The organism is Flavobacterium sp. LS1P28 (assembly GCF_003970335.1).
GTDB lineage: Bacteria > Bacteroidota > Bacteroidia > Flavobacteriales > Flavobacteriaceae > Flavobacterium.
The window spans coordinates 205,848-229,904 of sequence record NZ_RYDI01000002.1; the positions used below are offsets into that span (position 1 = coordinate 205,848).

Here is a 24,057-nt window from a genome sequence, read left to right on the forward strand (position 1 = left end):
GTTTTAGAAATTTTCCTGTTCTACCCTATACTTGTTTTCTAAAATTTCAGTCAATACTTTTGGATTGGTGTTGGTATAAAAAATAGGTTCGTTGTTTTGTGATGATGCGAAACCTATATTTTCCCGCAATATGTTTTGAGTTTGTTTGGCAACTGCTTCACCGGAATCTATAATGTGAATGTGTTTGGGAAGGATTTTTTTTATTTGAGGAATCAGATACGGATAGTGACTGCAACCTAATACTAAATAATCAATATTGGCATTAATCATAGGAATCAGGTAGGCTTGAAGTAATGTGGTCATTTCGGGCGAGTTGACCTCTCCATTTTCAATTAATTGCACTAATCCATGTCCCACCTGCTCAATTATTTTAGTGTCTTGGTACTTTTCAGTGGTTTTATTGAAAAGTTCACTGTTTAGCGTGCCTTGTGTAGCCAGAATTCCTATTATTTGTGTTTTTGAATGAGAGACTGCTGGTTTTATCGCAGGTTCTATTCCTATGAAAGGAACATTATATTTAGATCTTAATTCTTGAATGGCATTAGTTGTTGCCGTATTGCAGGCAACTACAATTAATTTACATTTCATATCAAGCAGGAATTCGGTATTTTTCATGCTTAATGCAACAATTTCCTCTTTTGTTTTTTGTCCGTAAGGTGCATTCCTGCTATCGGCAAGGTATATGGTTTTTTCGTTTGGAAGTAGTTTGTGAATTGCTTTCCAGATGGAGGTGCCACCTATTCCTGAGTCAAAAATCCCTATAGGTTGATCGTTGTTGTTCATAGAAACAAAGTTACGCGCTGAAATTTTAATTTCCTAGAATATTTGTTGAACAAAAAAAACTGCTCTGTCCTAATATAAGGTGAGCAGTTTTTTTGAATTTTGTTCTTTTTCTTAGAAACCTAAATCTTTTTTTACATCCATAGTCAAGTTTGGACCATCAGCAAGTAAAAGAGTTGAACCGTCTAAAACATATTGATACCCTTTTGCTTTACCCACTTTTTGGATCGAAGCTCTTACTTTTTCCATTAATGGTTTTACGATATCAGATTCTTTTTGTTGCAATTCTTTTTGAGCATTGTCTCTGTAGTCAACAATTCTTTTTTGCATGTCCTGAACTTCTTTAGAACGTTCTGTGTTTATAACTTCAGTAACTGTTGCTGCTTCTGCTTCGTACTTTTTTAATTTAGCTTGGTATTCTTCAACCATTTTTTTGTAATCAGCATCATACGTAGTACTCAATTTGTCTAATTGTTTTTGAGCATCTAACATTGCAGGCATTTTTGTCATAATTTCACTTACATCTACATGTGCTGTTTTTGTTTGTGCAGTAATTGTTTGATTTGCTCCTAAAATAACAAGGGCAGCAATTAATAGGGTTTTGATTTGTTTCATCGTTTTTAAAGTATTTAGTAATTAATTATTGTTTGTATTTTCTTTTATTTTTTCCTCTTTTGCTTTTTTGAGAGCTTCTCTGTCTTCCAGTATTTTTTTTCTTCTTTCTTCTAAAGCTTTCCTGCGATCTTCAATGACTTTTTTACGATCTTCCAATGTTTTAGTTCTGGCATCAGCTTGTTTTTGTTTGGCTAATTCAACAGTTTCTTTAGCTTTTTCTTTTTTTAAGTCACTTACTGATGGTGCTGTAACGGTGTCAATTGTTTTGACATTTGCAGAAACCGTGCCAGTTTTTTTAGCTTCTCTGTCAGCTATTATTTGTTTTCGCTTGTCGTTAAATTCTTTTTTTCTTTGTTCTTGAAGTAATTTTCGGTCTTCAAGCAATTTGTCTCGGGCTATTTTTTTATCGTTCAGGATTTTTTGTCTATCGGCTAAGGTAGGATTTTCATCTAACGCATCTTCCTTGCTTTCTCTGGCTTCTTCTTCCTGAAGTTGTTTTTTTGTCAGTTGTTCTCTTTTTTCTGTACGGTTCAATACACGTAAAACTTGCTCACTGATATCAAATCTTTTTGCTGCAAACAGCATGGTAAGATCAGAGGCTTTATCAAAGATGAAATCATATTTTTTTGCTTCAGCAATATCCTGAACGGCAGTAAAAATTTGATCCTGTATTGGTTTTACCAAAATAGATTTTTGTAGGATCAAATCGCCATTGGGTCCAAATCTTTTTTGTTGATAGTCTAAATTTTCATTTTCGAGGAAACTAATTTCTGTTTCTCTTTCGCTAATGAGTTCTTTGGTTAATAGTGCTTTTTCGGCTTTTAACGCATCTTTCAATTTATTGATTTCAATTTTTTTAGTTTCAATTTCTAGTTTCCATTTTTGGGCTTTTTGCTCTAATTGAACTTTTGCTTCGGTATAATTTGGAACATTCTGTAAAATGTATTCCATATCAATATAGCCCAGTTTGGTTCCTCTAGTTTGCGCTTTCATAGTCTGCGCAACTGCTAAAATTAAAAAAAGATATAAAAATTGTTTTCTCATAAATAGTAACGTACTAGAAAAATTTTAAATCAATTTTTTAGAATTGTTGTCCAATAATAAAGTGAGTTTCCCATCCGTTTGGTTCTGCTTGTCCGGGCAGAGCGTCAAAACCATGGCCAAAATCAATTCCCAATAAACCAAATGCGGGCATGAATACACGCAATCCAACTCCTGCGGAACGATTTAAGGCAAAAGGGTTATAGCTCTTGAAATCACTAAATGACGAACCTGCTTCCATGAATGCCAAAGCATAAATTGATGCGGATGATTTTAATGTTATTGGATAGCGTAACTCCATTGAAAATTTGTTAAAAACCGTAGCTCCAATTTGATCTCCTGTGCTATTTACGGGTGTCAATGAATTATTAGGATACCCTCTTAACTGAATGGTTTCTCTACCATCCATAGAAAAGTTAGCCAGTCCGTCACCCCCAAGATAAAATCGTTCAAACGGAACTGAACCTCTGTCTTGATTGTATGCTCCAAGAAATCCAAATTCAGTCAACGTTCTAAGGACTAATTTTCCGTAAATCTTAGTATACCAGTCCGCTTTAAACTTTATTTTATAATATTCCAACCATTTAAATCGCTCTTGATCTACTTTACTAATGTTTGTTGCCGCCAGGTTAAAATCGGTCACTTTGTTTCCGTTGGTGTCAATATAATCTCCAATTTGAACAATATTCCCATTTCCATCAGGCACATTTTGTCGGTCTACAGTGTTTTTTAATTTGTATTCTTCTTTATCGCCTAGTGTGGCATAATCTATTCCATTCAACAATGAATAGGGTGGTGTAAATTTAGCGGTTAAACTAAATTCAGAACCGTACGTTGGAAATATAGGATTGAATCCTTTATTAGTATGCGTTAGTCCTATAGTATACGCTAAATTTCTGGAAGACCCGTTTCCAAAAGTAAATAATCCAGTGTTGTAATTATTTAAATCATAATGTTGGTAACTTACGGATTGAGATAAATACGTGTTGTCATCCGGCACCGTTAATCTTTTTGACAAGCCAACGGACAATGTAATGATATTAAAACTCTTACTTTTATCGGCTCTTTGTGTTATAAAATTATTCAAAAATTGTTTGCTGTATGACAATGAGGTACTAAAAGATACGGGTTTTTTACCTCCAAACCAAGGCTCGGAAAACGAGACGCTATACGTTTGAAAAAAGGTGCTGGCCTGTAAACGTAACGATACTTTTTGACCATCTCCCATAGGAAGCGGTTTGTAGGCTTCTTTATTGAGTAAGTTTCTGGCTGAAAAGTTATTAAAAGAAAGTCCTAATGTTCCAATGAAACCACCACCACCGTAACCACCTTGAAGTTCGATTTGGCTGGATCCTTTCTCCACCAGATTGTATTCAATGTCTACAGTTCCTGCTCCTGAATCTACATTCTTGAATTTTGGATCGATGGCTTCCGGATCAAAAAATCCTAATTGGCCAATCTCTCTAATGGTTCGTACTAACTCTTCTTTGCTATATTTCTCTCCTGGTTTGGTTCTTAATTCCCGGTAAATTACACGGTCATTGGTCTTGTCATTTCCTACTACTGTAATTTTATTGAAGTATGCAATTGGTCCTTCAGTAACTCTGATTTCAAAGTCAATGGTATCATTTGCGGTTCTTACCTCTACAGCATTGATATTAGAAAATAAATAACCGCTGTTTTGGTATAAATTCGTGATGTCCTCTCCGTCAGGTTTTGATTTGTCTGCAATTCTTTTCTCCAGAAGTACTCCGTTGTAGGTTTCCCCTTTTTTGACACCTAAAATTCTGTTTAGATATTGATCCGGATAAACGGTATTTCCTAAAAATTTAATGTTTCCAAAAAAGTATTTATTTCCTTCCTCGACATTTATTTTAATCATTAAGGCTTTTTTGTCTTTGTCATAGGTAACAGAATCCGAAAGTATTCTGGCATCTCTATAGCCTTTCTCTTTGTAAGAAGCGATTACGTTTTCTAAATCCGATTTGTATTTTTCTTTTATAAATTTAGAGCCTTTTAAAACACGCAGGAAGTTTTTTTGTTTGGTATCCTTCATTGCTTTACGCAATACTTTATCGGATATTTTTGTGTTTCCTACAAAATCAATTTTTTGTATTTTTACTTTATTTCCTTTGTCTACATTGATAACCATGTTGACTTGGTTTATCGTAGCTGTGTCTTTGGCAGTATTTATGTTTACTTTGGTGTTGTAATACCCATCTTTTTTATACTTGTTCTCGATGTAGTTTTTTGTAGTGGTAATTAAATTTTCATTGACTACTTTCCCTTTGTTAAGGCTGTTGTCTTTAATTAAAGCTTCCGTTTTTGATTTTTTTACACCTACAAATTTTACACCACTCAATTTAGGTAATTCCACGATATTCAAATCAAGATAGATGCTGTCATTTTCTATTCTATTGATATAAAATGAAATTTCATCGAACAAGCCCAGTTTTCCTAGTTTTTTTATGGCGCTGCTTATTTGTTCACCAGGAATAGTTATCGATTGTCCTTTTTGCAGACCAGCAAAAGTAACTACAGTTTGAGTGTTGAAAGTGATATCGCCAACAACTGTTACATCTCCTAAGATGTATTTTTTTCCTTGATCAAAAGGAACTCTTTCTTGTGCTTTAACTTGTGTAAAACTTCCTAAAATTAAAACGGTGAGGGCTATTCTGATGCTTTTATTTAACACTAAATAATTATTTAATTTGTTCACTTGTTTTTCCAAATCTACGTTCTCTTTTTTGATAACTAATGATAGCCTCATATAAATCTTGTTCTTTAAAGTCTGGCCATAATACATCAGTAAAATATAATTCTGCATAGGCAATTTGCCATAACAAAAAGTTACTTATTCTATGCTCTCCACTAGTTCGTATTAATAAATCTACATCAGGTAAATTTTGCGTGTAAAGATGCTCATTAATAATGGAATCGTCAATAGTGTCTATTGAAATTATATTATTTTTAACTTTACTGCAAATGTTTTTTACAGCAGTGACAATTTCCTCCCTGGAACCGTAGCTTAACGCTAGGGTTAGTGTCATTTGCGTGTTGTCTTTTGTCTTACTAATAACGTCGAGGAGCTCTTTTTGTGCAGATTTTGGTAATTTTTCTAAATTACCAATAGCATTCAGTTTTATATTGTTTTCTTGTAAGGTTTTTAATTCCTTTTTTAAGGAGTTGATGAGTACCTTCATTAAGGTTTCTACTTCTAGTTTGGGCCTGTTCCAGTTTTCGGTAGAAAAAGCATAGAGTGTTAGAAAATCAATCCCTAGTTTAGCACTGGCTTCAATTATTTTTTTTACTGATTTTGTCCCGCTTTCATGACCTAAAGCTCGTAAGAGTCCTTTTTGTTTTGCCCAACGGCCATTACCATCCATTATGATAGCCAAATGGTTTGGTAGGTTCGTTGCATCTATAGTGTCTAGTAAATTCATTTTTTTATTCTGCACAATAACAGGGTTTGTTTCCAAAGGTATACGTTAGCGTAACGCCTGTGAAGACATACCAATCATTATTATTTATATTTCCAAAATTCCCATTATAACTTCCTTCTATATCATCGGTCAGCGTATACCGTGCTCCGGTTTCTAATCCCAATATTAAACTGGGAGATAGCGTTGACTTGATTCCTAAAATCATCGGGATCGCTATTGATTTTCTTCTTTCTGATCTGCCTTCTGCTGTTGTACCTGCTTGCGTGTCTGTCAATTTGTACCTGCTCAGGAAATAACTGATTCCTGAAAACACATAAGGTGTAATTTTAGTTCGAGAGTCGTGAAGATTAAAGTCAAAAAAGTTGAATTCAAGTCCTAAAGAGACTTCTTTTAGATTGTTTTCAAAACGATATCCTCTTTGGTTTCTTGCTGCTTCTTTTGAATCTGAATCATCTGAATTTATGTTTGACTGCATGTATGAAAATCGGTAAGCATGTCTTGGACTTTTATTCCATTTGTATAAAACCCCAAAAGCAGGTTCGTTTGGCGCAAGGTAAGTCGTAGGACCAACATCGCCTACAAAGTTACTTCCACCTGCAAAAACACCAATTTCGTGGATCTGAGCCTGGGTGTTCGTAAATGGGAGTAAGCAAAACAATAAATAGAAAATCTTGTTCATTCAATCAAAAATTGCGTGCAAATATAATAATAATCAATACGATTCAATACCCATTCAGTTAAATGTGTGTTTTTTTGATTAATTGACAAGTAAATTGCGCAAAGTGAGTATTTTATTTATTCAAACGAAAAAAAAACATAGAATCGTATATTATTTATTAAAATGATTTAGTTCCGCTTATCTTGTCCCCAAAGTAATTTGCTTCGAAGGGTTTTCAAAAAAGTTTCTTCGGGTATTTCTACCATATTGATTTGAAAGGGGGTTTTTTTTAAGGTCAGTATGGATTCGTTCTTTACCGAGGTAACTCTGGAGTCTAAGGACACTAAATAATTTTCCTCTCTTCCGGAAACTTTTAGTCTAATTTCTGTTTCATCCGGAACAACAAGAGGCCTGGCCGTTAGGTTGTGGGGAGCAATTGGGGTGATGACGATGCTTTTTACATCAGGTGTCAAGATTGGACCGCCGCAACTCAAAGAATACCCCGTAGATCCTGTTGGTGTTGATATAATTAACCCATCGGCCCAATATGAATTTAAAAATTCGTTATTCAAGTACGTGTCTATCGTAATCATCGATGTAGTGTCTTTTCTACTGACCGTAATTTCATTCATGGCAAAATCCATTTTTTGGATGGATTCATTTGGTGGCGTGCAGGTTACGCTCAGTAATGTTCTTTTTGAGATGGTGTATTTTTTGTCAATGACAAATTGCATGAATGTTGCGATATTCTCTTTTTGGACGGTTGCAAGGAAACCTAGTCTTCCCGCATTTATTCCTAAAATAGGAACTCCGGAATCCCGCACTAAAGTGGCCGCTCTTAAAATAGTTCCGTCTCCTCCAATGCTGATGAGCATATCAAAACTAGAATCAAGTTCAGTGTGGGATGTGAAGGTTTTGTATTTTTTTTCTACAATTTTCCTTTCGTTGAGCATCAGCAAAAAATGAGACTCAATAATCATCTCTACATTATTTTTGTTAAAAAAAACAAAGATGTCGTTTATAATAGGTTCGGTACTGTTTTGATAATATTGGCCGTAGATCGCTACTTTCATCTTTTTGTGTAATCGTTTAATGTTGATATGTTTGTTTTAGTATTTAATCGATTAAACAAATAATCGGTTAAACGAGCACTATATATTAAGGTACTTGTCTAAATAATCAGAGCGTTCCTTCAAATTATTGATGTAATTGTCTTCTTGATGCTCGGATATAATTTCATAATCATATCTTCTGAAAGTCTGTATTATTTCATTGATAGCACCTAACGTTATTTTTAAGGTAACTTCAACACTCTCAACATCTAATTCGGAGACGAATACACCTAAAAGTTTACCATTGTTGCTTTCGACTATTTGGGTAATTTGACTCATAGAATAATCTAAAGCGGCTTTCTTGACAACGATAACGCCGCCGGGTTCCTTTAAAAAAGGAGTTTCATGAAAAAACTTCATGATGTCTTCTATTTGATAATAACCCACGTAGGTGTTGTTTTCGTCTAAAACCGGAACTAAATTAGTCTGATTTTTTGCAAAAACTTCCAGCACATCAAGCCATATTGTATTAGTTCTTGTGAAAAACCCTTCCAGTGAATAGCGAAAATCAGATACTTTTTTAGTGCTGTCAAAAGTTTCTAGATCTTCGCGGGCAATACTGCCCAGATACACCTCTTCTTCGATTATTGGGAAATGTGAAAAGTGGACGTCATTGAAGAATTCTTGAACAACCGCAATAGTATCTTGGTTGTTAATCGCTTTAAAATCATTGGTTATATAGTCTGTAATTCCGATCATAAATAAGGCAAAAATATTTCATGCAAAATAATCAAAAATAAGCAAAAACTCCTAAGTTTTACTTTGTATTTTTGCTTCAAGAAATAGTACTGGTTTAATCAAAAAGGGTTCCAATGACAAAATTAAGTGTAAACATCAATAAAATAGCTACTTTACGTAATGCTCGTGGAGGAAATGTTCCTGATTTATTAAAAGTAGCTGCCGACATTCAAAAGTTCGGAGCGCAAGGAATTACCATACATCCCCGTCCGGATGAGCGCCACATTCGCTATCAGGATGCACGGGATTTAAAAACGACTGTTTATACGGAATATAATATAGAAGGAAATCCAGAAAAAACCTTTATCGACCTTGTTCTGGAAATAAAACCGACTCAGGTAACTCTAGTTCCGGATGCTGTAGATGCCATAACATCTAATGCTGGTTGGGATACCATAAAGCACGCTTCTTATTTGACTGAAATTGTTCAGGAGTTTCAACGGAACGGAATTAGAACGTCCATTTTTGTAGATCCTGTTCTCGAAATGATTGAAGGAGCAAAAAAAATTGGAACCGAAAGAATTGAATTGTATACCGAAGCATTCGCACACCAATACAGTTTAGGAAATCAAAACGGAATTGTGCCATACACACACGCTGCCATCCTAGCCAATGCGCTTGGATTAGGGATCAATGCAGGTCATGATTTGAGTTTGGATAATATTCAATTTTTTAAACAAAATATCCCGGGATTACTCGAAGTTTCTATTGGTCATGCGCTGATTTCCGAAGCTATTTATCTGGGATTAGACAATGTGGTGAATATGTATTTGCAAAAATTAAAATAGTTTTTTTTAACCATTAAGAAATTATGATGGATTAAGTTTTAAGCTTAATAGCTTTACTTTCTTAATGGTTTTTAATTTAAATCATAACGTTAAAATCTAAAATTATATGCTTTTTTCAAAAATAGAAGGATCAGGACAGCCACTTTTAATTCTTCACGGATTTCTGGGGATGTCTGATAACTGGAAAACACTCGGAACGCAATTCGCAACTGATTTTCAGGTTCATATTCTCGATTTACGCAACCACGGACGAAGCCTGCACTCAGAGAATTTTACCTACGAAATCATGGTTCAGGATGTAGTCGCCTATTGCCAATTTCATAAATTAGAAAAAATTAATGTCATTGGGCATTCCATGGGCGGGAAAATAGCCATGTTTCTGGCAACGTTGCATCCTGAATTAGTTAATAAGTTAATTGTTGCGGACATAGGACCAAAATTTTATCCGCAGCATCATCAGGATATTTTGGCGGGATTGAATGCGGTTGATTTTTCAAAAAAACCAAGTCGAAGTGATGTCGAAGAAATCATGGAGAAGTTTGTTCCTGATTTTGGAACCAGACAATTCTTGATGAAGAATTTGTTTTGGCAAGAGCCCGGGCAACTTGCCTTTCGATTTAATTTGGCAGTTTTCAATACAAAAATGGATGAAATAGGAATTCCGTTGCCTAAGAATTCCGTTTTCGAGAAACCAGCCTTGTTCATTCGAGGCGGAAAATCAAATTATATTATAGACAGCGATTTTGAAATTATAAAACAGCATTTCCCGGATTCAAATATTGAAACGATTCCTAATGTAGGGCATTGGCTTCATGCCGAAAATCCAGCTGAGTTCTATCAAAAAGTCACTTCTTTTTTAAAATAAAGGAGATGGTTTCTAATTTTCACTACATTTATTAAAATTTAAAAAGATAAACTTATGAATTTACTCATCAAAATTCTTATTACCTCTGGTTTAGTATTGCTTATTGCGAACTTTATGCCGGGTGTGCGTGTAGATGGATTCGCCACGGCTTTGATTGTGGCAATTGTTCTTGGATTACTTAATATATTTATCAAGCCAATATTAGTGATACTAACTTTGCCGGTAACGATACTAACTTTAGGTTTGTTTTTATTGGTTATTAATGCACTGATGATTTTGTTGTGTACAAAAATTGTGGACGGTTTTCGCGTAGATACGTTTTGGACTGCCTTGTTTTTTAGTATTATATTATCCGTATCGCAGTCTATAATGAATGGAATTCTAGGCGAGGGAAAATAATAGGCTATTTTTAACACGTATTTATGACGTAATGCATTTGAAATTAAGAATCAATCAATATCTTTGTACTTTATTTAAACGATACTATGTCTAAAAATTTTTACATATTGTTACTAGTTACGCTTGGGTTCTTTATGACTCCAAGCGTAGCTATTGCGTGTGGAATAAAAGCAGAGAAATCGTGTTGCAAAAAAGAATTCTCTTCAAAAACGGAGCAAAAAGACTGTTGTAATAAAGAAAAAAAATCAAATAAAGGGTTGCATGATGGTTGTAACGGTGCTTGCAAGAGTATTTCTTGTGGCAGTACAGCAATTCATTTGGGTTTAACATCCATATTTAACACGGAATTAAACAAGCAAATTTTTAGTTTTTCTACTGAAAAACAAAATTATTATTACTCGGAAATCTTTATCTCATCCCATTTCCGTTCTATTTGGCTTCCACCTAAAATAAGCTAAATTTCTTTTTTGACAGCCAAAAAACTGTCTTGTTCAAAGCAGTATATGCTTTAAAAACCAATAAACGTAGTCAATTACAATTCAAAAAACAGAGCAAAATAAGCTGTTGTTTTCAATGTTTTGTGACTAATTCACTTCAAAATAATATCAAAATGAATTCAATAAAAAAAATATTGATGGCAACTACTCTGTTGCTTTCAATCACAATCAGCCATGCGCAAATTAAAAATGCTACAACAGAAACGGTAAAAATATATGGCAACTGTGAGATGTGTAAAAGCACCATAGAAACTACAGGTAACCTGAAAAAAGCAGCGAAAGTCGAGTGGAATAAAGACACCAAAATGGCAACACTCACGTATGACTCGACTAAAACAAGTCAAGACGAAATCCTGAAACGCATTGCTTTAGCAGGGTATGACAGTGATAAGTTTCTTGCTCCAGATGCTGTTTATGACAAACTACATGGCTGTTGCCAATATGAAAGAGAAGCAAAAGTAGCCGTTTCTCCAGCAACGAAAATGGAAACCGTCACTACAGAAAATCATGCAGGCCACGCCAATCACTCAGATAATGCAGTTCCAAAACAACAAGTAGATACTACATTAAAAGCTGTTTTTGATAGCTATTTTCTTTTAAAAGATGCTTTAGTGAAAACAGACGGAAACAGTACTTCCTTGAAAGCGAAGGATTTATTAACGGCAATCAATTCCGTGAAGATGGAAACACTAAAATCGGAAGAACATATTGTTTGGATGAAAGTTTTGAATGACTTAAAAGAACATTCAGAGCATATTGGTGATACAAAAGATATTTCTCATCAGAGAGATCATTTCATGGATTTATCAAAATCGATGTATGAATTGATAAAAGTGGCTAAATACGAGACTCCGGTTTATCTTCAGTTTTGTCCTATGGCAAATGGCGGTAAAGGAGCCAACTGGTTGAGCAAAGAAAATGCCGTTAAGAATCCGTATTACGGTTCGCAAATGATGACTTGTGGAAAAACGGTAGAGACGCTTCAATAATTATTTAAAGGAAAATAAAATGAAAAAAATAATTCTGGTAGTAAGTGTAATAATCAGTTTTTCAACGGCTAATGCCCAGATGAAAATTGGAGATAATTTACCTGATTTTGAACTTAAAAATAATAAAGAGGCCACTGTAAGTTTGGCTTCTGTAAAAGGGAAAACCGTCTTAATTGACTTTTGGGCTTCTTGGTGCGCACCGTGTAGAATGGCCAATAAAAAGCTGGTGCCTTTTTACAATCAGTATAAAACAGAAAATTTCGAAATTATAGGGATATCCCTGGATACGGATCAAGCGAAATGGATAAGTGCCATTCAAAAAGACAAATTAGAATATGAGCAGTTGATTGATCCCAAAGGGTTTGATGCGCCATCGGCTATAGTCTTTGGCGTAGAGCAGTTGCCTAGTGCCTATCTTTTTGATGCAACAGGGAAACTGGTTGCTGTAAATCCAACAGAAGAACAAATTTTAATGCAAATAAAAAAATAAAATAAGATGAAAAATATAAATATAAAATTCATTGGTATTGCTTGTTTGGTTTTGATGGCAAGCATGAAGTCCTATTCTCAAATTTCAAAAGCAGACATAATTGCAACGGGTTTAACGTGTTCCATGTGTTCGAATGCAATTAACAAACAGCTAAAGGCCATGACTGAAGTAGACAGCGTCAGTACAGATCTAAATACGAATACGTTTACCGTTTATTTGAAGGAAAATAATTCAATAAGTCCAAAAACTTTAAAAACGAGTGTCGAAAAAGCTGGTTTTTTTGTGGGCTCCATGGTGTTGACAATGGCTTTCGATAATTTGAAAATAGAAGACAACCTAGCATTGAAAAAGGGTGAACACACCTTTATATTTGTTGATGTGAAAGCAAAGACAATGAACGGGGAAACAAAGTTAAAAGTGGTTGATAAAGGTTTTGTTACTCAAAAAGAGTATAAAAAAACATTTAAAACATTGTCGAAATACCCTAGTTATCTGGTCGAAAATGAAAATAATTTTCACCTTAAAACAATTTAATATGAGTTATTTACGCTTTGCTGTCCTATTCCTGATATCGGCTCAAATGCAAGCCCAGGAATTATTTGTTGTTACGGACCCAGCCAGTAATATCCCTGCAAATTCATTGAGTGTAAGACTGTCACAATCCCTTTTTGAGGAGCAATTTAGTGAAGAGTACAACTATCATTTGATGCCGGAAGTAACCTATGGTTTGAATAAAAATTTGATGGTTAGGGCTACCGCATTTGTCAGTAATAGAAACAGTCAATTGGTTACAGAAGGAGGCGGTTTTTATGCTAAATACCGGTTTTTCTCGACAGATGATTTAAACAGTCATTTTCGTTTGGCTGCTTTTGGAAGGTATAGTTTTAATAACGCAGATATTCATCAGGATCAAATTGAAATAATGGGGCACAATACGGGTTTTGAGACCGGATTAGTAGCCACGAAACTGATAAAAAAAGTAGCAATTAGTTCGTCGGTAAGTTTTGAAAAGGCATTTGATAATAAACCAAATTATCCTTTTCCAAGTGAATTAGGCAATAACGCCACGAATTATACCTTGTCTTTTGGCAAACTGATGTATCCCAAAAAATACACCAGTTTTAAACAAACAAATATTAACCTGATGGTTGAATTTGTTGGGCAAACGATCAATGAAAATGGAAAATCGTATCTTGATGTGGTTCCGGCAATACAATTTATTTTCAATAGTCAAGCCCGTTTGGATTTGGCTTACCGGAGGGAAATTATGAGTTCTATGATGCGTACAGCACCCAATGGAATTTATTTAAATTTAGAATATAATTTTTTTAATATCATAAAATAAATAGATAAAGCTTAGATTTATAACAATGAATAATTGATTTTAAATAAAAGTAAATTTGTAATTATAAAAAAAACACAATGAAAAAAATAATGCTTTTGTCCTTAATAACGGTATTTATGACGGTTTCTTGTGACCAGAAAAACAAAGAAGCAGCAGCTACAAGTTCTGAAAAAACAGAAAAAGCTACGGAATTATATGCCTGTCCGATGCATCCGGAAGTTACTGGTGCATCCGGTGGAGAATGTTCAGAATGCGGGATGGAATTAACCGAGAAAGTGGTGCAAACAATCCCTACTGAAAAAGAGCTAACTCCTGTTGAAAACAGGGCAAAATCCGGTGCGGTGCTCAAAACGGAGAGTGCTGATAAAATTACTTTTCCAACCGATGCTATTGTATCTAATTATCTCAAAATTAAAAATGCATTAACCAAAGACGATTCAAAAGGAGCAGCCATCGCGGCAAAAGATTTGCATACTATATTGAATAGTTCCAGCGCAACTTCATTAGACACCAAATTAAAAAATAAATACAATGCTTTTGTGGCGGATGCCAAAGTAAATGTCAAACATATTGGGGATAATGCCGGTAAAATGGAGCATCAAAGAACGTATTTTTCGTTATTGAGCAAAGATGTTTTTGATTTGATAAAAGCCTTTGGAACCAAACAAACCGTATATCAGGATTACTGTCCCATGTATGGAGCAGGAAAAAACGGGTATTGGATCAGTGAAACCCAAGACGTGATTAATCCCTATTTTGGTGCGGAGATGCTAAATTGTGGCAGGAGAATAGGAACCGTTCAATAGCGATGAAATTCTATGTCAAAAATATGGTTTGTGGTCGCTGTATAATGGTTGTGAAATCCGAGCTCGAAAAACTTGGAATTTTTCCTGTTTCGGTGAAGTTAGGAGAAGTCGAATTAGTAGAAAATAACAGATTGCAAATTGATAGGTTGTAAAACTTACAAATCATTTCCAAAATTCTACAACAAGTTAAAATAGAAGGTTATGTACCTTTGTTTAGTAGCAATGAATGTTTAGCTAAATATTTTAATAATAGAAAAAATGAAAACATTAATTATCGTACCAAGCGTATTCTTAGCAGTGAATTCCATAGCATCAGCTCAAGAAGTGGTGAAATCTTCCCAAAAGGAAACCCATAAAGCAATGTATTCTTGTTCAATGCACCCGAAAGAAATGAGTGATAAATCTGTAAAATATCCAAAATGTGGGATGCAGATGACTCCAAAAGCAAGTGATACAAAAGAAGAGAATCATCAACATTAAAGTTTTTTTAAATCGGTTCTATACTTTTATAGAACCGATTTTTTTTAAATTCAACATTATGAAACATACTTATACAGTCACTGGAATGTCTTGCGACGGTTGCCGTTCCAAAGTAGAAAAAACATTGAATGTTATTGATGGAATTCAAGCGACAGTTACTTTGAATCCGCCAATAGCGACTATAACAATGGATCAACACATTTCCACAGTTCAATTACAAGAGGTTTTAACTGGCGCTGGAAACTACACCATAGAAATGAATACTAGTGTTGATTCTCATGGAATTACTGAAAAACCAATTGAGAAGTCATGTTGCAGTTCGAATAAACCACAAGAGAAATCAACCGTAATTTTACCCGCTACTGCGCAAGGCAAATACTATTGTCCGATGCATTGTGAGGGGGAAAAAGTCTATGATAAACCGGGAAGTTGCCCTGTGTGCGGAATGAATCTGGAAAAAGTTCCCGAATTGAGTGTTGCAAAAACAAGGTACACGTGTCCGATGCATCCCGAAGTAATCAAAGACGGTCCCGGTTCCTGTCCCATTTGCGGAATGGATTTAGTACCAATGGAACCCACCGCTTCTGAAGAAAACAAAGTGTACAATGACTTAGTCCGCAAAATGAAAATAGCGGTAGTTTTTACAGTTCCCATTTTTATTATTGCCATGTCAGATATGATTCCGAATAATCCAATAATGAAAATTATGGATTTAGAAAAGTGGAATTGGGTACAATTATTATTTTCACTTCCTGTCGTTTTTTATGCGTGTTGGATGTTTTTTGAGCGTGCATGGAAATCTATAGTTACTTGGAATCTCAATATGTTTACGTTGATTGGAATTGGTTCTGGAGTCGCTTTTCTGTTTAGTTTGGTTGGATTGTTTTTTCCCGCTATTTTCCCGGATGAATTTAAAACGGATAACGGAGCGGTTCATCTTTATTTTGAGGCTACAACGGTGATATTAACTTTGGTTTTATTGGGGCAATTACTCGAAGCTAGAGCGCACAGTAAAACCAGTGGAGCGATAAAAGAATTATTGAAGTTAGCGCCAACCGAAGCTGTTTTGGTTAGCAATGAAGGGGATAAAGTGATTTCGATTCATGATATCAAAAAAGGAGATTTATTGCGGGTAAAACCGGGAGATAAAATTCCGGTGGATGGAAAAATTACCGATGGAGAAAGTACTGTTGATGAATCGATGATAACAGGTGAACCCATTCCTGTAGATAAAAAAACAGGCGATAGTATTAGCTCCGGAACCATTAACGGCAATAAATCCTTTGTGATGATTGCTGAAAAGGTAGGTTCGGAAACGGTGCTTTCGCAAATTATACAAATGGTCAACACTGCCAGTAGGTCTAAAGCACCAATCCAGAAACTAGCGGACAGAATCGCTAAATATTTTGTACCAATTGTAGTTGGGGTTTCCATAATCACTTTTTTTGTTTGGGCACAATTTGGTCCTGAACCCGCAATGGTGTATGGATTTATCAATGCGATTGCAGTATTAATTATTGCTTGTCCGTGTGCCTTGGGATTGGCGACGCCCATGTCCGTAATGGTTGGTGTTGGTAAAGGAGCGCAATCTGGAGTTTTGATAAAAAATGCCGAAGCGTTAGAGAATATGAATAAAGTAAATGTGCTGATTACCGATAAAACAGGAACCATTACGGAAGGAAAGCCTTCTGTTGAAAAAGTATTCTCTTTAAATAATGAAGAAGATTCTTTGTTGCAAAGTATTGCTTCTTTAAATCAGTATAGCGAACATCCTTTGGCGCAAGCCGTAGTCAATTTTGCGAAAGCGAAAGCAGTTTCATTAATCGAAGTCAAGGATTTTGAAGCGATTTCCGGCAAAGGAGTTATTGGAACCGTAGTCGATAAAAAAGTGGCACTCGGAAATAAAAAATTGATGGAGCAGGTAAATGCCACGATTTCTGAAGAATTAGAAAATAAAATTATCGCCGAACAGAAACTCGGAAAAACGGTTTCTTATATTTCAATTGACGGAATTGCGGTGGGATTTGTCTCGATTACAGATGCCATCAAAGCCACAAGCGTCACAGCTATAAAAGAACTGATGCGTCAGGGAGTTGAGGTAATCATGCTTACCGGTGATAATGAAAATACGGCAAAAGCAGTGGCTCAGGAGTTGCATTTGAGTTCGTATAAAGCGGGTTGTTTGCCTGAAGACAAGCTCAAAGAAATTAAACGATTGCAAGCCGAAGGGAAAATTGTAGCCATGGCAGGTGATGGAATCAACGATGCGCCGGCTTTGGCACAAGCCGACATAGGAATTGCTATGGGAACAGGAACAGATGTGGCTATCGAAAGTGCCAAAATAACGTTAGTGAAAGGCGATTTGCAAGGAATAGTCAAAGCCAAAAACTTAAGTCATGCGGTGATGCGAAATATTAAGCAAAATTTATTCTTTGCCTTTTTCTACAATGTGCTTGGAATTCCAATTGCAGCGGGTGTTTTGTATCCGTTTTTTGGCGTGTTGCTTTCGCCAATGATTGCGGCTTTGGCCATGAGTTTCAGCTCTGTTTCAGTAATTGCAAATGCGTTGCGATTGCGTAATTTAAAATTTTAATTATGAAAAAATACTCCATAATAATTATACTCTTGCTTTTTGCTTGGAATGCTGAAGCGCAAAAAGTAGTTCGGTATGATTTATATGTTCGGGATACGATTGTCACTTTTGGCGATACACCCAAAAGAGCGATTGCCGTAAACGGACAGATTCCCATGCCGACACTCACGTTTACCGAAGGCGATATTGCCGAAATTTATGTACACAATGAATTAAATGAAGATACTTCACTGCATTGGCACGGATTGTTTTTACCCAATAAAGAAGACGGCGTGCCTTATTTGACTCAAATGCCAATAAAACCGCATACCACCCATAAATATACGTTTCCAATTATTCAACACGGAACACATTGGTACCACAGTCATACGGGGTTGCAGGAACAAATTGGGATGTACGGTTCCTTTGTTATGAACAAACGAAATGAGGATCCAACTTTTAGAGCAGGAATTGATGATTTACCAACCGTTCCAATCATTTTGAGTGAATGGACGGATTTAAATCCAAAAAATGTCCATCGGATGCTGCACAATGCAACCGATTGGTTTGCAATTCAAAAAGGAACTACCCAGAGCTATGCCGAAGCCATAAAAGCAGGACATTTTAAGACAAAAATTACCAACGAATGGAAACGAATGAATGCGATGGATGTAAGCGATGTGTATTACAATAAGTTTTTGATCAACGGCAAAAATGAAAGTAAAATAGATGGCGTTTCTTCTCCCCTTTCCTTTGAAGAGGGGTCTGGGTTGAGGAAGTTCAAAGCGGGAGATAAAGTGAGGTTGCGGATTGCCAATGGTGGCGCTTCTACTTATTTTTGGCTGACGTATGCCGGTGGAAAAATTACCGTGGTGGCCAGTGATGGAAACGATGTGGAACCAGTTGAAGTCGACCGATTAATCGTAGCTGTTTCTGAAACGTATGATGTTGTTGTAACGATTCCAGCAGATAAAACGGCGTATGAATTTTTAGTTACTTCGGAAGATAGAACTAAATCAGCTTCGTTGTATTTAGGAGATGGAATCAAGCAATTGATGTCGCCTTTGCCAAAATTAAAATATTTTGAAGGAATGAAAATGATGAACGGCATGATGAAAATGAATGGCGATTTAGATGATATGGGAATGAAAATGTCGCTGAACCAAATGGATATGAATGTAGTAATGTATCCTGAAATTACGGGGCCTATAGATTCTAAAGAAGGAACACAACAAGAAGTGGAGATGGATCATTCGTCTCATGATATGGGAAAAATGAAAATGGAGGCAACCGCTCCGAAGATGGATGGTATGAAAATGACGGAGGAAGATTATAATAGTAATGCATTATCTGATATTACTACCTTAAATTATGCCATGCTGAAATCACCCACTATAACAACGCTTCCAACTCCCCCTTCGGGGGCTGGGGAGACAAAAGAACTGCGGTTTGAATTATCAGGAAATATGAATCGCTACGTGTGGAGTCTGGACAATAAAGTGGTTTCTGAAGCCGATAAAATTTTAATTAAAAAAGGAGAGAATGTTCGAATTGTACTCTTCAATGGTTCCATGATGCGCCACCCGATGCATTTACACGGGCATGATTTTAGAGTCCTGAATGGTCAGAAAGAGTTCGCTCCCATGAAAAACATCATCGATATTATGCCGATGGAAACCGATACGATTGAGTTTAATGCGAATGTCAAAGGCGATTGGTTTTTTCATTGTCACATTCTCTATCACATGATGGCGGGAATGGGTCGCGTTTTTAGTTATGAAAATCAAGAGCCCAATCCTTTGATTCCAAATCCAAAATTAGCGCAACGCAAATTATTTGCCGATGACAGAGCCTTCCATGTGATGGCTGAAAATGATTTTGCCACCAATGGGAACGATGGAATGCTGATGATTCAAAACACGCGTTGGAGTATTGGTACCGAATGGCGTTTGGGTTATACCGATCATCACGGGTATGAAACGGAAACGCATATTGGACGATATTTAGGGAAAATGCAGTGGCTAATGCCATTTATTGGTTTTGACTGGCGGTATCGAAAAATGGAAATGGGAGCAATGGAAGAGAATCTTTTTGGGCAAACCAATACCAAAGACAATCGCGCCGTTTTTAGTGCCGGAGTCGAATATACCATGCCAATGCTGATTAAAGCGCAAGCCGAAGTGTATACCGACGGGAATTTCAGGTTGCAATTTGAACGCATGGATATTCCGGTTTCTAAAAGATTGCGCATGAATTTAATGTGGAATACGGACAAAGAATACATGGCGGGATTGCGGTATATAGTCAAGAGAAATTTTGGAATTACCACGCATTATGACAGCGATATGGGAATGGGTTTTGGATTGAGTTTGAATTATTAAAAACGGAATACTTTGTTTTTGTAATTTTGGAAAAAATAGAGTGCTATGGTACAACTTTCAGAAATCTGGATTTATCCTGTAAAATCATTAGGTGGAATTAAATTGCAAAAAGCTCAAGTGACCGATCGTGGATTGGAACACGACCGCCGTTGGTTGTTGATTGATGAAAACGGAATGTTTCTGTCGCAAAGGGAACATCCGGAATTAGCTCTTTTTCTACCTGAAATTATAGGGAATTTCCTGAAGATTACACATCGCATGCAATTAGAAACAATACAACTTCCGCTGCAGCAATCTTTTTCGGAAGCCGAAACTAAAATTGATGTGATGGTCTGGGAGGACTCCATTCAGGCGTATGAAGTAGATTCAGTTGTTTCAGATTGGTTTTCTCGAATATTGGGATTTTCGGCTCGTTTGGTATACATGCCTGAGGAAAGTCACCGAAAAGTAGAGGCTAAATATGCCGTTACGCAAGCTGATATTAATTCTTTTTCGGATGGCTATCCTTTTTTGTTGATTGGTCAATCGTCATTGGATGATTTGAATTCCCGTTTAAAAAAAGCACTGCCGATGAATCGGTTTCGACCTAATTTTGTTGTTACAGGTGGTGATGCTTATGAAGAGGATTCTTGGAAAGAATTCACAATAGGTGAGCTGACTTTTTTTGGAGTGAAACCTTGCGGGAGATGCGTAATGACAACTGTAGACCAAGAAAAAGGAGTGACATCAGGAAAAGATCCTTTGCGGACTTTGGCAAAATACAGGACATCGGGAAATAATGTGTTGTTTGGACAAAACTTGATCGGTTCTGGAACTGGTCTTGTTGCTGTTGGTGATGCTATTACCATTTTGATTTCTATTTAAATGGCCTTTTCTTTTCGTGAATATGAGGTAATCCGTTGACTAAGTTTCCAGATTTCTTACTCAAATTTATTGCTTACTGAAATAGTATTAATAGTCGGGAGACGCTGCAGATCAACCCGCTAATACTATTCTTGTTCATGTCTTGTGTGTCAACGTATGTACAAGCAATCAAATCAATCTTTTTTATGTTTTTGTTCCGTATGATTTTGGTTTCCGTTAATCGTATGGTCTCCCACGTTCATTCCGTTTGACCTTCCAATCATCAATGCAGTAATAATAGCATATTTTTTCTTTTAGCCAAAGAATTGGGCGTTTAGATTGCTCTAAACGTGCTTTAAATACTTTGACAATCTATTTAATTTGCATTATTGATATGTTGTTGAACGTTCTCAGGTTTTATTAGGATTTTGGAGCTCGAAGACCGTTTACTTCCGGATTATTAGTACCTAATTCTTTACTGTACTCTTGAACCTCCTTTATTTGAAAAACGTAAGTCGTTTGTCTTTAACGGCATCCAAGCGAAGCATTTTATAATCCAGCACATAATTTTGGTAAATACGCCAAGGTGCTTTGTTTCCCTGACTAGGAAGCGTATTCGCTGCTCTGTTAATGTAGCCGCTATTCAGGTTAAGTAGTGGAACCGGTTTTAAATTTGTCTCGACTACTTTTGACTGCACCGCTTTATAATGGTGTTTGTCCAAATAATTTAAAACCCGAGATATATATTCGCTGGTAAGGTCACTTTTCAACGTCCACGAAGCATTGGTATAGCCAACAAAAATAAAGAAGTTGGGCAGGTCGCTTAACATGAGGCCTTTATAGACAAAAGATTTAGAAACATCAAAAGGTTGCGAATCCAGTTGAATTTTTACGCCTCCAAACGCCACTAAATCAAGTCCAGTTGCGGTGATTATAATGTCGGCGGCCAGTGTCTCCCCCGATTTTAGTAAAATTCCATTTGCTGTAAAACAATCGATATGATCCGTAACTACCGCTGCGTTCCCTTTTCTGATGGCTCTAAAAAAATCTCCGTTTGGCGCAATGCAAAAACGTTGTTCCCATGGATTGTAGTTAGGTATAAAATGAGGGTCCACGGGAAAGTTACCCAAAGCCTTTTCAGCCCCTTTTATAATGAATTTTTTCATTGCCTCTGGAAAGAACTTGCACAGATTAAAAAAGACAATAGCGTAGAAAATATTTTTATAACGAATCAGTCTATAAGCTACTTTTTTTGAGAATAGCCTTTTAAGGCGAGCAGCAATTTTGTCTTTATTGGGTAAAGCAGCAATATAGGTTGGCGATCGTTGCAGCATAACAACTTGTGCACCTTCGGCGGCAAGCTCCGGAAGGATGGTCACAGCAGTGGCTCCGCTGCCAATTATAACCACTTTTTTATTGGCAACATCTAATTTTTCAGGCCATTTTTGAGGATGGACAATTTTACCTTCAAAACGGGATTGGTCCTTAAATTCAGGAGTGTACCCTTTGTTATAATTATAATAGCCGCTACAGCTAAAGATAAACTGGCACCTATAAACTGTTTCTTCTTCCGTGACAGTATTTACGGTAGTGACCGTCCATGATTTTTTTTCTGTATCGAAGTTATAAGAAAGAGCGCGTTGATTGTAGATGATATGCTCTCGCACTTTATATTCGTCTGCGGCTTCATTGAGGTATTTTAATATAGAAGGTCCGTCGGCGAAAGACTTTTGATCCTCCCATGTTTTGAAGGAATACCCAAAAGTATACATATCCGAATCGGAACGGATTCCAGGGTATTGAAACAAACTCCAGGTACCTCCAAGTTCCGTTCTTGCCTCTAAAATAATATAGTTTTTGTCTGGATTTTTACGTGACAAATGACACGCGGCGCCTATACCAGATAATCCTGCCCCTATTATAATAATATCTGTATGATTAGTATTCATGTTTTTATTTTAGAATTAAATGGTGTTGCAAAATACAAAATTGTAGCAATAAAAAAACACCATTACTTTTTCTTAAATAACGGTGTTTGTAATTGCTATGAAAACCTTTTGAAGTGAAAAAGAAGGGTTTTTTATTAGGATTAAACGACAGATTTATTTTTGAATAAACACGATGTAGCGTTGATGTCATTCTTTTGTCCAACTAATAATTTGGCTTTTAAAATTTCCAGGTCTATCAGATATGTCGTCACTAAGGTTAGCGCGGTTTTGTAAACCGTGCCCACCAACGAATGCAGATAAAACAAGTCAGAAAAGCTATATCCTTAAAACGGAATAGCTTTTTTACGTTTTAATGTCAGTTTTTTTTATGGGTTTGTTAGCTTTACTTCTTCGGCTACCTACCGACTAAGTGTTATAATTACCAATTGGAATGGGCACGGTTTGCAAAACCGCGCTATTTGTTAAAGAGAAAACTGAGTGTATTTCCGAGCCATCTGGTTCGGGTAGTTCTGAATTAATTTTAAATTATATGCCGGTAACTCTTTACATCAATTTATTATTTGCTCATTATTATGGGCGCAAAGTCAGAGACTTTTACGCAGCTTTTACGACAAAGTTATGCTTTGAATGAACACTTTTCGGAGCTGGTATAAAATCTTAACTTAATGACATTGCGCTTGCGCTAGCGGGGATTTTTATTTTTAATCAGTACATAAAATGGCATATCCATAATTATCAGACCAACCTGATTTTAGAGGTAACAATTTTCTTGTATGCGCTTCCCTTGACATTCCAACTTTTTCTAAAACACTTATTGAGCCAATATTTCCGATCGCGCAACCTGCCTCAATTCTGTGAAGTTTTAATGTTTCAAAACCAAAAGCTATTATCTTTTTTAAACTTTCTGTAGCATAACCTTTATTCCAATAATTGGAATCAAATTTAAACCAAACTTCAGCATTTCTATACTTTTCTTTTCCTAAATTTATTCCAATTAATCCGATAAATTCTTTTTCTCCATTTAATTCGACCGCAAAAGAGAAATGCTTGTTATTCTCCAAATTATTGTTAAAAATCCAATTTTCGACAATAATTTTGGTTTCGTTAATATTATTTGGAATTCCTAATGTATTAAATTCATCAGTTTCAGCCAAACTATGTAATTTGTGAATGTTATCAATGTCACTTTCTGCGATTGTTCGCAAATTCAATCTTTCCGTATTAAAATTTAAGTTATTCATTTCAGGTTTTTATTCTAATTTTAAA

General features: G+C 35.9%; 23 protein-coding genes. 13 read left to right on the forward strand and 10 right to left on the reverse strand.

Features of this window, described 5'->3' with window-relative positions; genetic code table 11:
• Positions 1 to 3 precede the first annotated feature (3 nt).
• The 8 genes from murI to EKL97_RS02865 form a co-directional block, all read right to left on the reverse strand.
• Positions 4 to 783: a glutamate racemase gene (gene murI / locus EKL97_RS02830; protein WP_126568033.1), complete on the reverse strand. Its 780-nt coding sequence runs from the start codon at positions 781 to 783 to the stop codon at positions 4 to 6.
• A gap of 111 nt (positions 784 to 894) precedes the next feature.
• Positions 895 to 1,395 (reverse strand): OmpH family outer membrane protein, encoded by a 501-nt coding sequence (locus EKL97_RS02835; RefSeq protein WP_126458540.1) that lies wholly within the window; start codon positions 1,393 to 1,395, stop codon positions 895 to 897.
• Positions 1,396 to 1,416: 21 nt separating this feature from the next.
• Positions 1,417 to 2,439: an OmpH family outer membrane protein gene (locus EKL97_RS02840; protein WP_126562598.1), complete on the reverse strand. Its 1,023-nt coding sequence runs from the start codon at positions 2,437 to 2,439 to the stop codon at positions 1,417 to 1,419.
• A 37-nt stretch (positions 2,440 to 2,476) separates the two neighbouring features.
• On the reverse strand, positions 2,477 to 5,206 hold the full coding sequence (locus tag EKL97_RS02845; RefSeq protein WP_126458546.1) for an outer membrane protein assembly factor: 2,730 nt from the start codon (positions 5,204 to 5,206) through the stop codon (positions 2,477 to 2,479).
• Complete coding sequence (locus EKL97_RS02850; protein ID WP_126458549.1) at positions 5,139 to 5,879, reverse strand: isoprenyl transferase; 741 nt, start codon at positions 5,877 to 5,879, stop codon at positions 5,139 to 5,141. Before EKL97_RS02850 ends, EKL97_RS02845 begins: the two co-directional genes overlap by 68 nt.
• A gap of 4 nt (positions 5,880 to 5,883) precedes the next feature.
• On the reverse strand, positions 5,884 to 6,558 hold the full coding sequence (locus tag EKL97_RS02855) for a DUF6089 family protein (RefSeq protein ID WP_126554807.1): 675 nt from the start codon (positions 6,556 to 6,558) through the stop codon (positions 5,884 to 5,886).
• 167 nt (positions 6,559 to 6,725) lie between these two features.
• The gene (locus EKL97_RS02860) at positions 6,726 to 7,610 is read right to left on the reverse strand and encodes an NAD kinase (protein ID WP_126554809.1); all 885 of its coding nucleotides are present in this window, start codon (positions 7,608 to 7,610) and stop codon (positions 6,726 to 6,728) included.
• A 78-nt stretch (positions 7,611 to 7,688) separates the two neighbouring features.
• Positions 7,689 to 8,348, reverse strand: coding sequence for a CBS domain-containing protein (locus EKL97_RS02865; protein ID WP_126568034.1), 660 nt, complete (start codon positions 8,346 to 8,348; stop codon positions 7,689 to 7,691).
• Positions 8,349 to 8,461: 113 nt separating this feature from the next.
• Here EKL97_RS02865 and EKL97_RS02870 point away from each other — a divergent pair, with 113 nt between their 5' ends.
• From EKL97_RS02870 to EKL97_RS02935, 13 genes are all read left to right on the forward strand, one after another.
• Positions 8,462 to 9,175 carry a pyridoxine 5'-phosphate synthase gene (locus EKL97_RS02870; RefSeq protein WP_126458562.1) on the forward strand — a complete coding sequence of 238 codons (714 nt, stop codon included), beginning with the start codon at positions 8,462 to 8,464 and terminating at the stop codon, positions 9,173 to 9,175.
• A 106-nt stretch (positions 9,176 to 9,281) separates the two neighbouring features.
• Positions 9,282 to 10,040, forward strand: coding sequence for an alpha/beta fold hydrolase (locus EKL97_RS02875; RefSeq protein ID WP_126568036.1), 759 nt, complete (start codon positions 9,282 to 9,284; stop codon positions 10,038 to 10,040).
• 54 nt (positions 10,041 to 10,094) lie between these two features.
• Positions 10,095 to 10,439: a phage holin family protein gene (locus tag EKL97_RS02880; RefSeq protein ID WP_126458568.1), complete on the forward strand. Its 345-nt coding sequence runs from the start codon at positions 10,095 to 10,097 to the stop codon at positions 10,437 to 10,439.
• 86 nt (positions 10,440 to 10,525) lie between these two features.
• Positions 10,526 to 10,897, forward strand: a complete 372-nt coding sequence (locus tag EKL97_RS02885; RefSeq protein ID WP_126554815.1) for a hypothetical protein — start codon at positions 10,526 to 10,528, stop codon at positions 10,895 to 10,897.
• 152 nt (positions 10,898 to 11,049) lie between these two features.
• The gene (locus EKL97_RS02890) at positions 11,050 to 11,925 is read left to right on the forward strand and encodes a DUF3347 domain-containing protein (RefSeq protein ID WP_126568038.1); all 876 of its coding nucleotides are present in this window, start codon (positions 11,050 to 11,052) and stop codon (positions 11,923 to 11,925) included.
• A 19-nt stretch (positions 11,926 to 11,944) separates the two neighbouring features.
• Positions 11,945 to 12,415: a TlpA family protein disulfide reductase gene (locus EKL97_RS02895; RefSeq protein WP_126458574.1), complete on the forward strand. Its 471-nt coding sequence runs from the start codon at positions 11,945 to 11,947 to the stop codon at positions 12,413 to 12,415.
• A 6-nt stretch (positions 12,416 to 12,421) separates the two neighbouring features.
• A complete protein-coding gene (locus tag EKL97_RS02900) occupies positions 12,422 to 12,949 on the forward strand; it encodes a heavy-metal-associated domain-containing protein (RefSeq protein WP_126563392.1) in 528 nt (175 codons plus the stop codon).
• Positions 12,918 to 13,760 (forward strand): hypothetical protein, encoded by an 843-nt coding sequence (locus tag EKL97_RS02905; protein ID WP_233579257.1) that lies wholly within the window; start codon positions 12,918 to 12,920, stop codon positions 13,758 to 13,760. The genes EKL97_RS02900 and EKL97_RS02905 overlap by 32 nt, the downstream gene beginning before the upstream one ends.
• A 77-nt stretch (positions 13,761 to 13,837) precedes the next feature.
• Positions 13,838 to 14,566, forward strand: coding sequence for a DUF3347 domain-containing protein (locus tag EKL97_RS02910; RefSeq protein WP_126568040.1), 729 nt, complete (start codon positions 13,838 to 13,840; stop codon positions 14,564 to 14,566).
• 258 nt (positions 14,567 to 14,824) lie between these two features.
• Positions 14,825 to 15,046 carry a hypothetical protein gene (locus EKL97_RS02920; RefSeq protein ID WP_126568041.1) on the forward strand — a complete coding sequence of 74 codons (222 nt, stop codon included), beginning with the start codon at positions 14,825 to 14,827 and terminating at the stop codon, positions 15,044 to 15,046.
• A gap of 58 nt (positions 15,047 to 15,104) precedes the next feature.
• Positions 15,105 to 17,639 (forward strand): heavy metal translocating P-type ATPase, encoded by a 2,535-nt coding sequence (locus tag EKL97_RS02925; protein WP_126568043.1) that lies wholly within the window; start codon positions 15,105 to 15,107, stop codon positions 17,637 to 17,639.
• Between the two features lie 2 nt (positions 17,640 to 17,641).
• Positions 17,642 to 19,999, forward strand: coding sequence for a multicopper oxidase domain-containing protein (locus EKL97_RS02930; protein WP_126568045.1), 2,358 nt, complete (start codon positions 17,642 to 17,644; stop codon positions 19,997 to 19,999).
• Positions 20,000 to 20,044: 45 nt separating this feature from the next.
• Positions 20,045 to 20,863: an MOSC domain-containing protein gene (locus EKL97_RS02935; RefSeq protein WP_126568046.1), complete on the forward strand. Its 819-nt coding sequence runs from the start codon at positions 20,045 to 20,047 to the stop codon at positions 20,861 to 20,863.
• 476 nt (positions 20,864 to 21,339) lie between these two features.
• Here EKL97_RS02935 and EKL97_RS02940 read toward each other — a convergent pair whose 3' ends face one another.
• Positions 21,340 to 22,791, reverse strand: a complete 1,452-nt coding sequence (locus EKL97_RS02940; protein ID WP_126568048.1) for a flavin-containing monooxygenase — start codon at positions 22,789 to 22,791, stop codon at positions 21,340 to 21,342.
• A 701-nt stretch (positions 22,792 to 23,492) separates the two neighbouring features.
• Positions 23,493 to 24,032: a GNAT family N-acetyltransferase gene (locus EKL97_RS02945; protein ID WP_126458604.1), complete on the reverse strand. Its 540-nt coding sequence runs from the start codon at positions 24,030 to 24,032 to the stop codon at positions 23,493 to 23,495.
• Positions 24,033 to 24,057: the final 25 nt, after the last annotated feature.

Excerpts from the sequence above, each read along its gene's own strand:
- murI (WP_126568033.1), bottom strand. The coding sequence starts at position 783 with ATGAACAACAACGATCAACCTATAGGGATTTTTGACTCAGGAATAGGT.
- EKL97_RS02835 (WP_126458540.1), bottom strand. The coding sequence starts at position 1,395 with ATGAAACAAATCAAAACCCTATTAATTGCTGCCCTTGTTATTTTAGGA.
- EKL97_RS02840 (WP_126562598.1), bottom strand. The coding sequence starts at position 2,439 with ATGAGAAAACAATTTTTATATCTTTTTTTAATTTTAGCAGTTGCGCAG.
- EKL97_RS02845 (WP_126458546.1), bottom strand. The coding sequence starts at position 5,206 with ATGAGGCTATCATTAGTTATCAAAAAAGAGAACGTAGATTTGGAAAAA.
- EKL97_RS02850 (WP_126458549.1), bottom strand. The coding sequence starts at position 5,879 with ATGAATTTACTAGACACTATAGATGCAACGAACCTACCAAACCATTTG.
- EKL97_RS02855 (WP_126554807.1), bottom strand. The coding sequence starts at position 6,558 with ATGAACAAGATTTTCTATTTATTGTTTTGCTTACTCCCATTTACGAAC.
- EKL97_RS02860 (WP_126554809.1), bottom strand. The coding sequence starts at position 7,610 with ATGAAAGTAGCGATCTACGGCCAATATTATCAAAACAGTACCGAACCT.
- EKL97_RS02865 (WP_126568034.1), bottom strand. The coding sequence starts at position 8,348 with ATGATCGGAATTACAGACTATATAACCAATGATTTTAAAGCGATTAAC.
- EKL97_RS02870 (WP_126458562.1), top strand. The coding sequence starts at position 8,462 with ATGACAAAATTAAGTGTAAACATCAATAAAATAGCTACTTTACGTAAT.
- EKL97_RS02875 (WP_126568036.1), top strand. The coding sequence starts at position 9,282 with ATGCTTTTTTCAAAAATAGAAGGATCAGGACAGCCACTTTTAATTCTT.
- EKL97_RS02880 (WP_126458568.1), top strand. The coding sequence starts at position 10,095 with ATGAATTTACTCATCAAAATTCTTATTACCTCTGGTTTAGTATTGCTT.
- EKL97_RS02885 (WP_126554815.1), top strand. The coding sequence starts at position 10,526 with ATGTCTAAAAATTTTTACATATTGTTACTAGTTACGCTTGGGTTCTTT.
- EKL97_RS02890 (WP_126568038.1), top strand. The coding sequence starts at position 11,050 with ATGAATTCAATAAAAAAAATATTGATGGCAACTACTCTGTTGCTTTCA.
- EKL97_RS02895 (WP_126458574.1), top strand. The coding sequence starts at position 11,945 with ATGAAAAAAATAATTCTGGTAGTAAGTGTAATAATCAGTTTTTCAACG.
- EKL97_RS02900 (WP_126563392.1), top strand. The coding sequence starts at position 12,422 with ATGAAAAATATAAATATAAAATTCATTGGTATTGCTTGTTTGGTTTTG.
- EKL97_RS02905 (WP_233579257.1), top strand. The coding sequence starts at position 12,918 with ATGAAAATAATTTTCACCTTAAAACAATTTAATATGAGTTATTTACGC.
- EKL97_RS02910 (WP_126568040.1), top strand. The coding sequence starts at position 13,838 with ATGAAAAAAATAATGCTTTTGTCCTTAATAACGGTATTTATGACGGTT.
- EKL97_RS02920 (WP_126568041.1), top strand. The coding sequence starts at position 14,825 with ATGAAAACATTAATTATCGTACCAAGCGTATTCTTAGCAGTGAATTCC.
- EKL97_RS02925 (WP_126568043.1), top strand. The coding sequence starts at position 15,105 with ATGAAACATACTTATACAGTCACTGGAATGTCTTGCGACGGTTGCCGT.
- EKL97_RS02930 (WP_126568045.1), top strand. The coding sequence starts at position 17,642 with ATGAAAAAATACTCCATAATAATTATACTCTTGCTTTTTGCTTGGAAT.
- EKL97_RS02935 (WP_126568046.1), top strand. The coding sequence starts at position 20,045 with ATGGTACAACTTTCAGAAATCTGGATTTATCCTGTAAAATCATTAGGT.
- EKL97_RS02940 (WP_126568048.1), bottom strand. The coding sequence starts at position 22,791 with ATGAATACTAATCATACAGATATTATTATAATAGGGGCAGGATTATCT.
- EKL97_RS02945 (WP_126458604.1), bottom strand. The coding sequence starts at position 24,032 with ATGAATAACTTAAATTTTAATACGGAAAGATTGAATTTGCGAACAATC.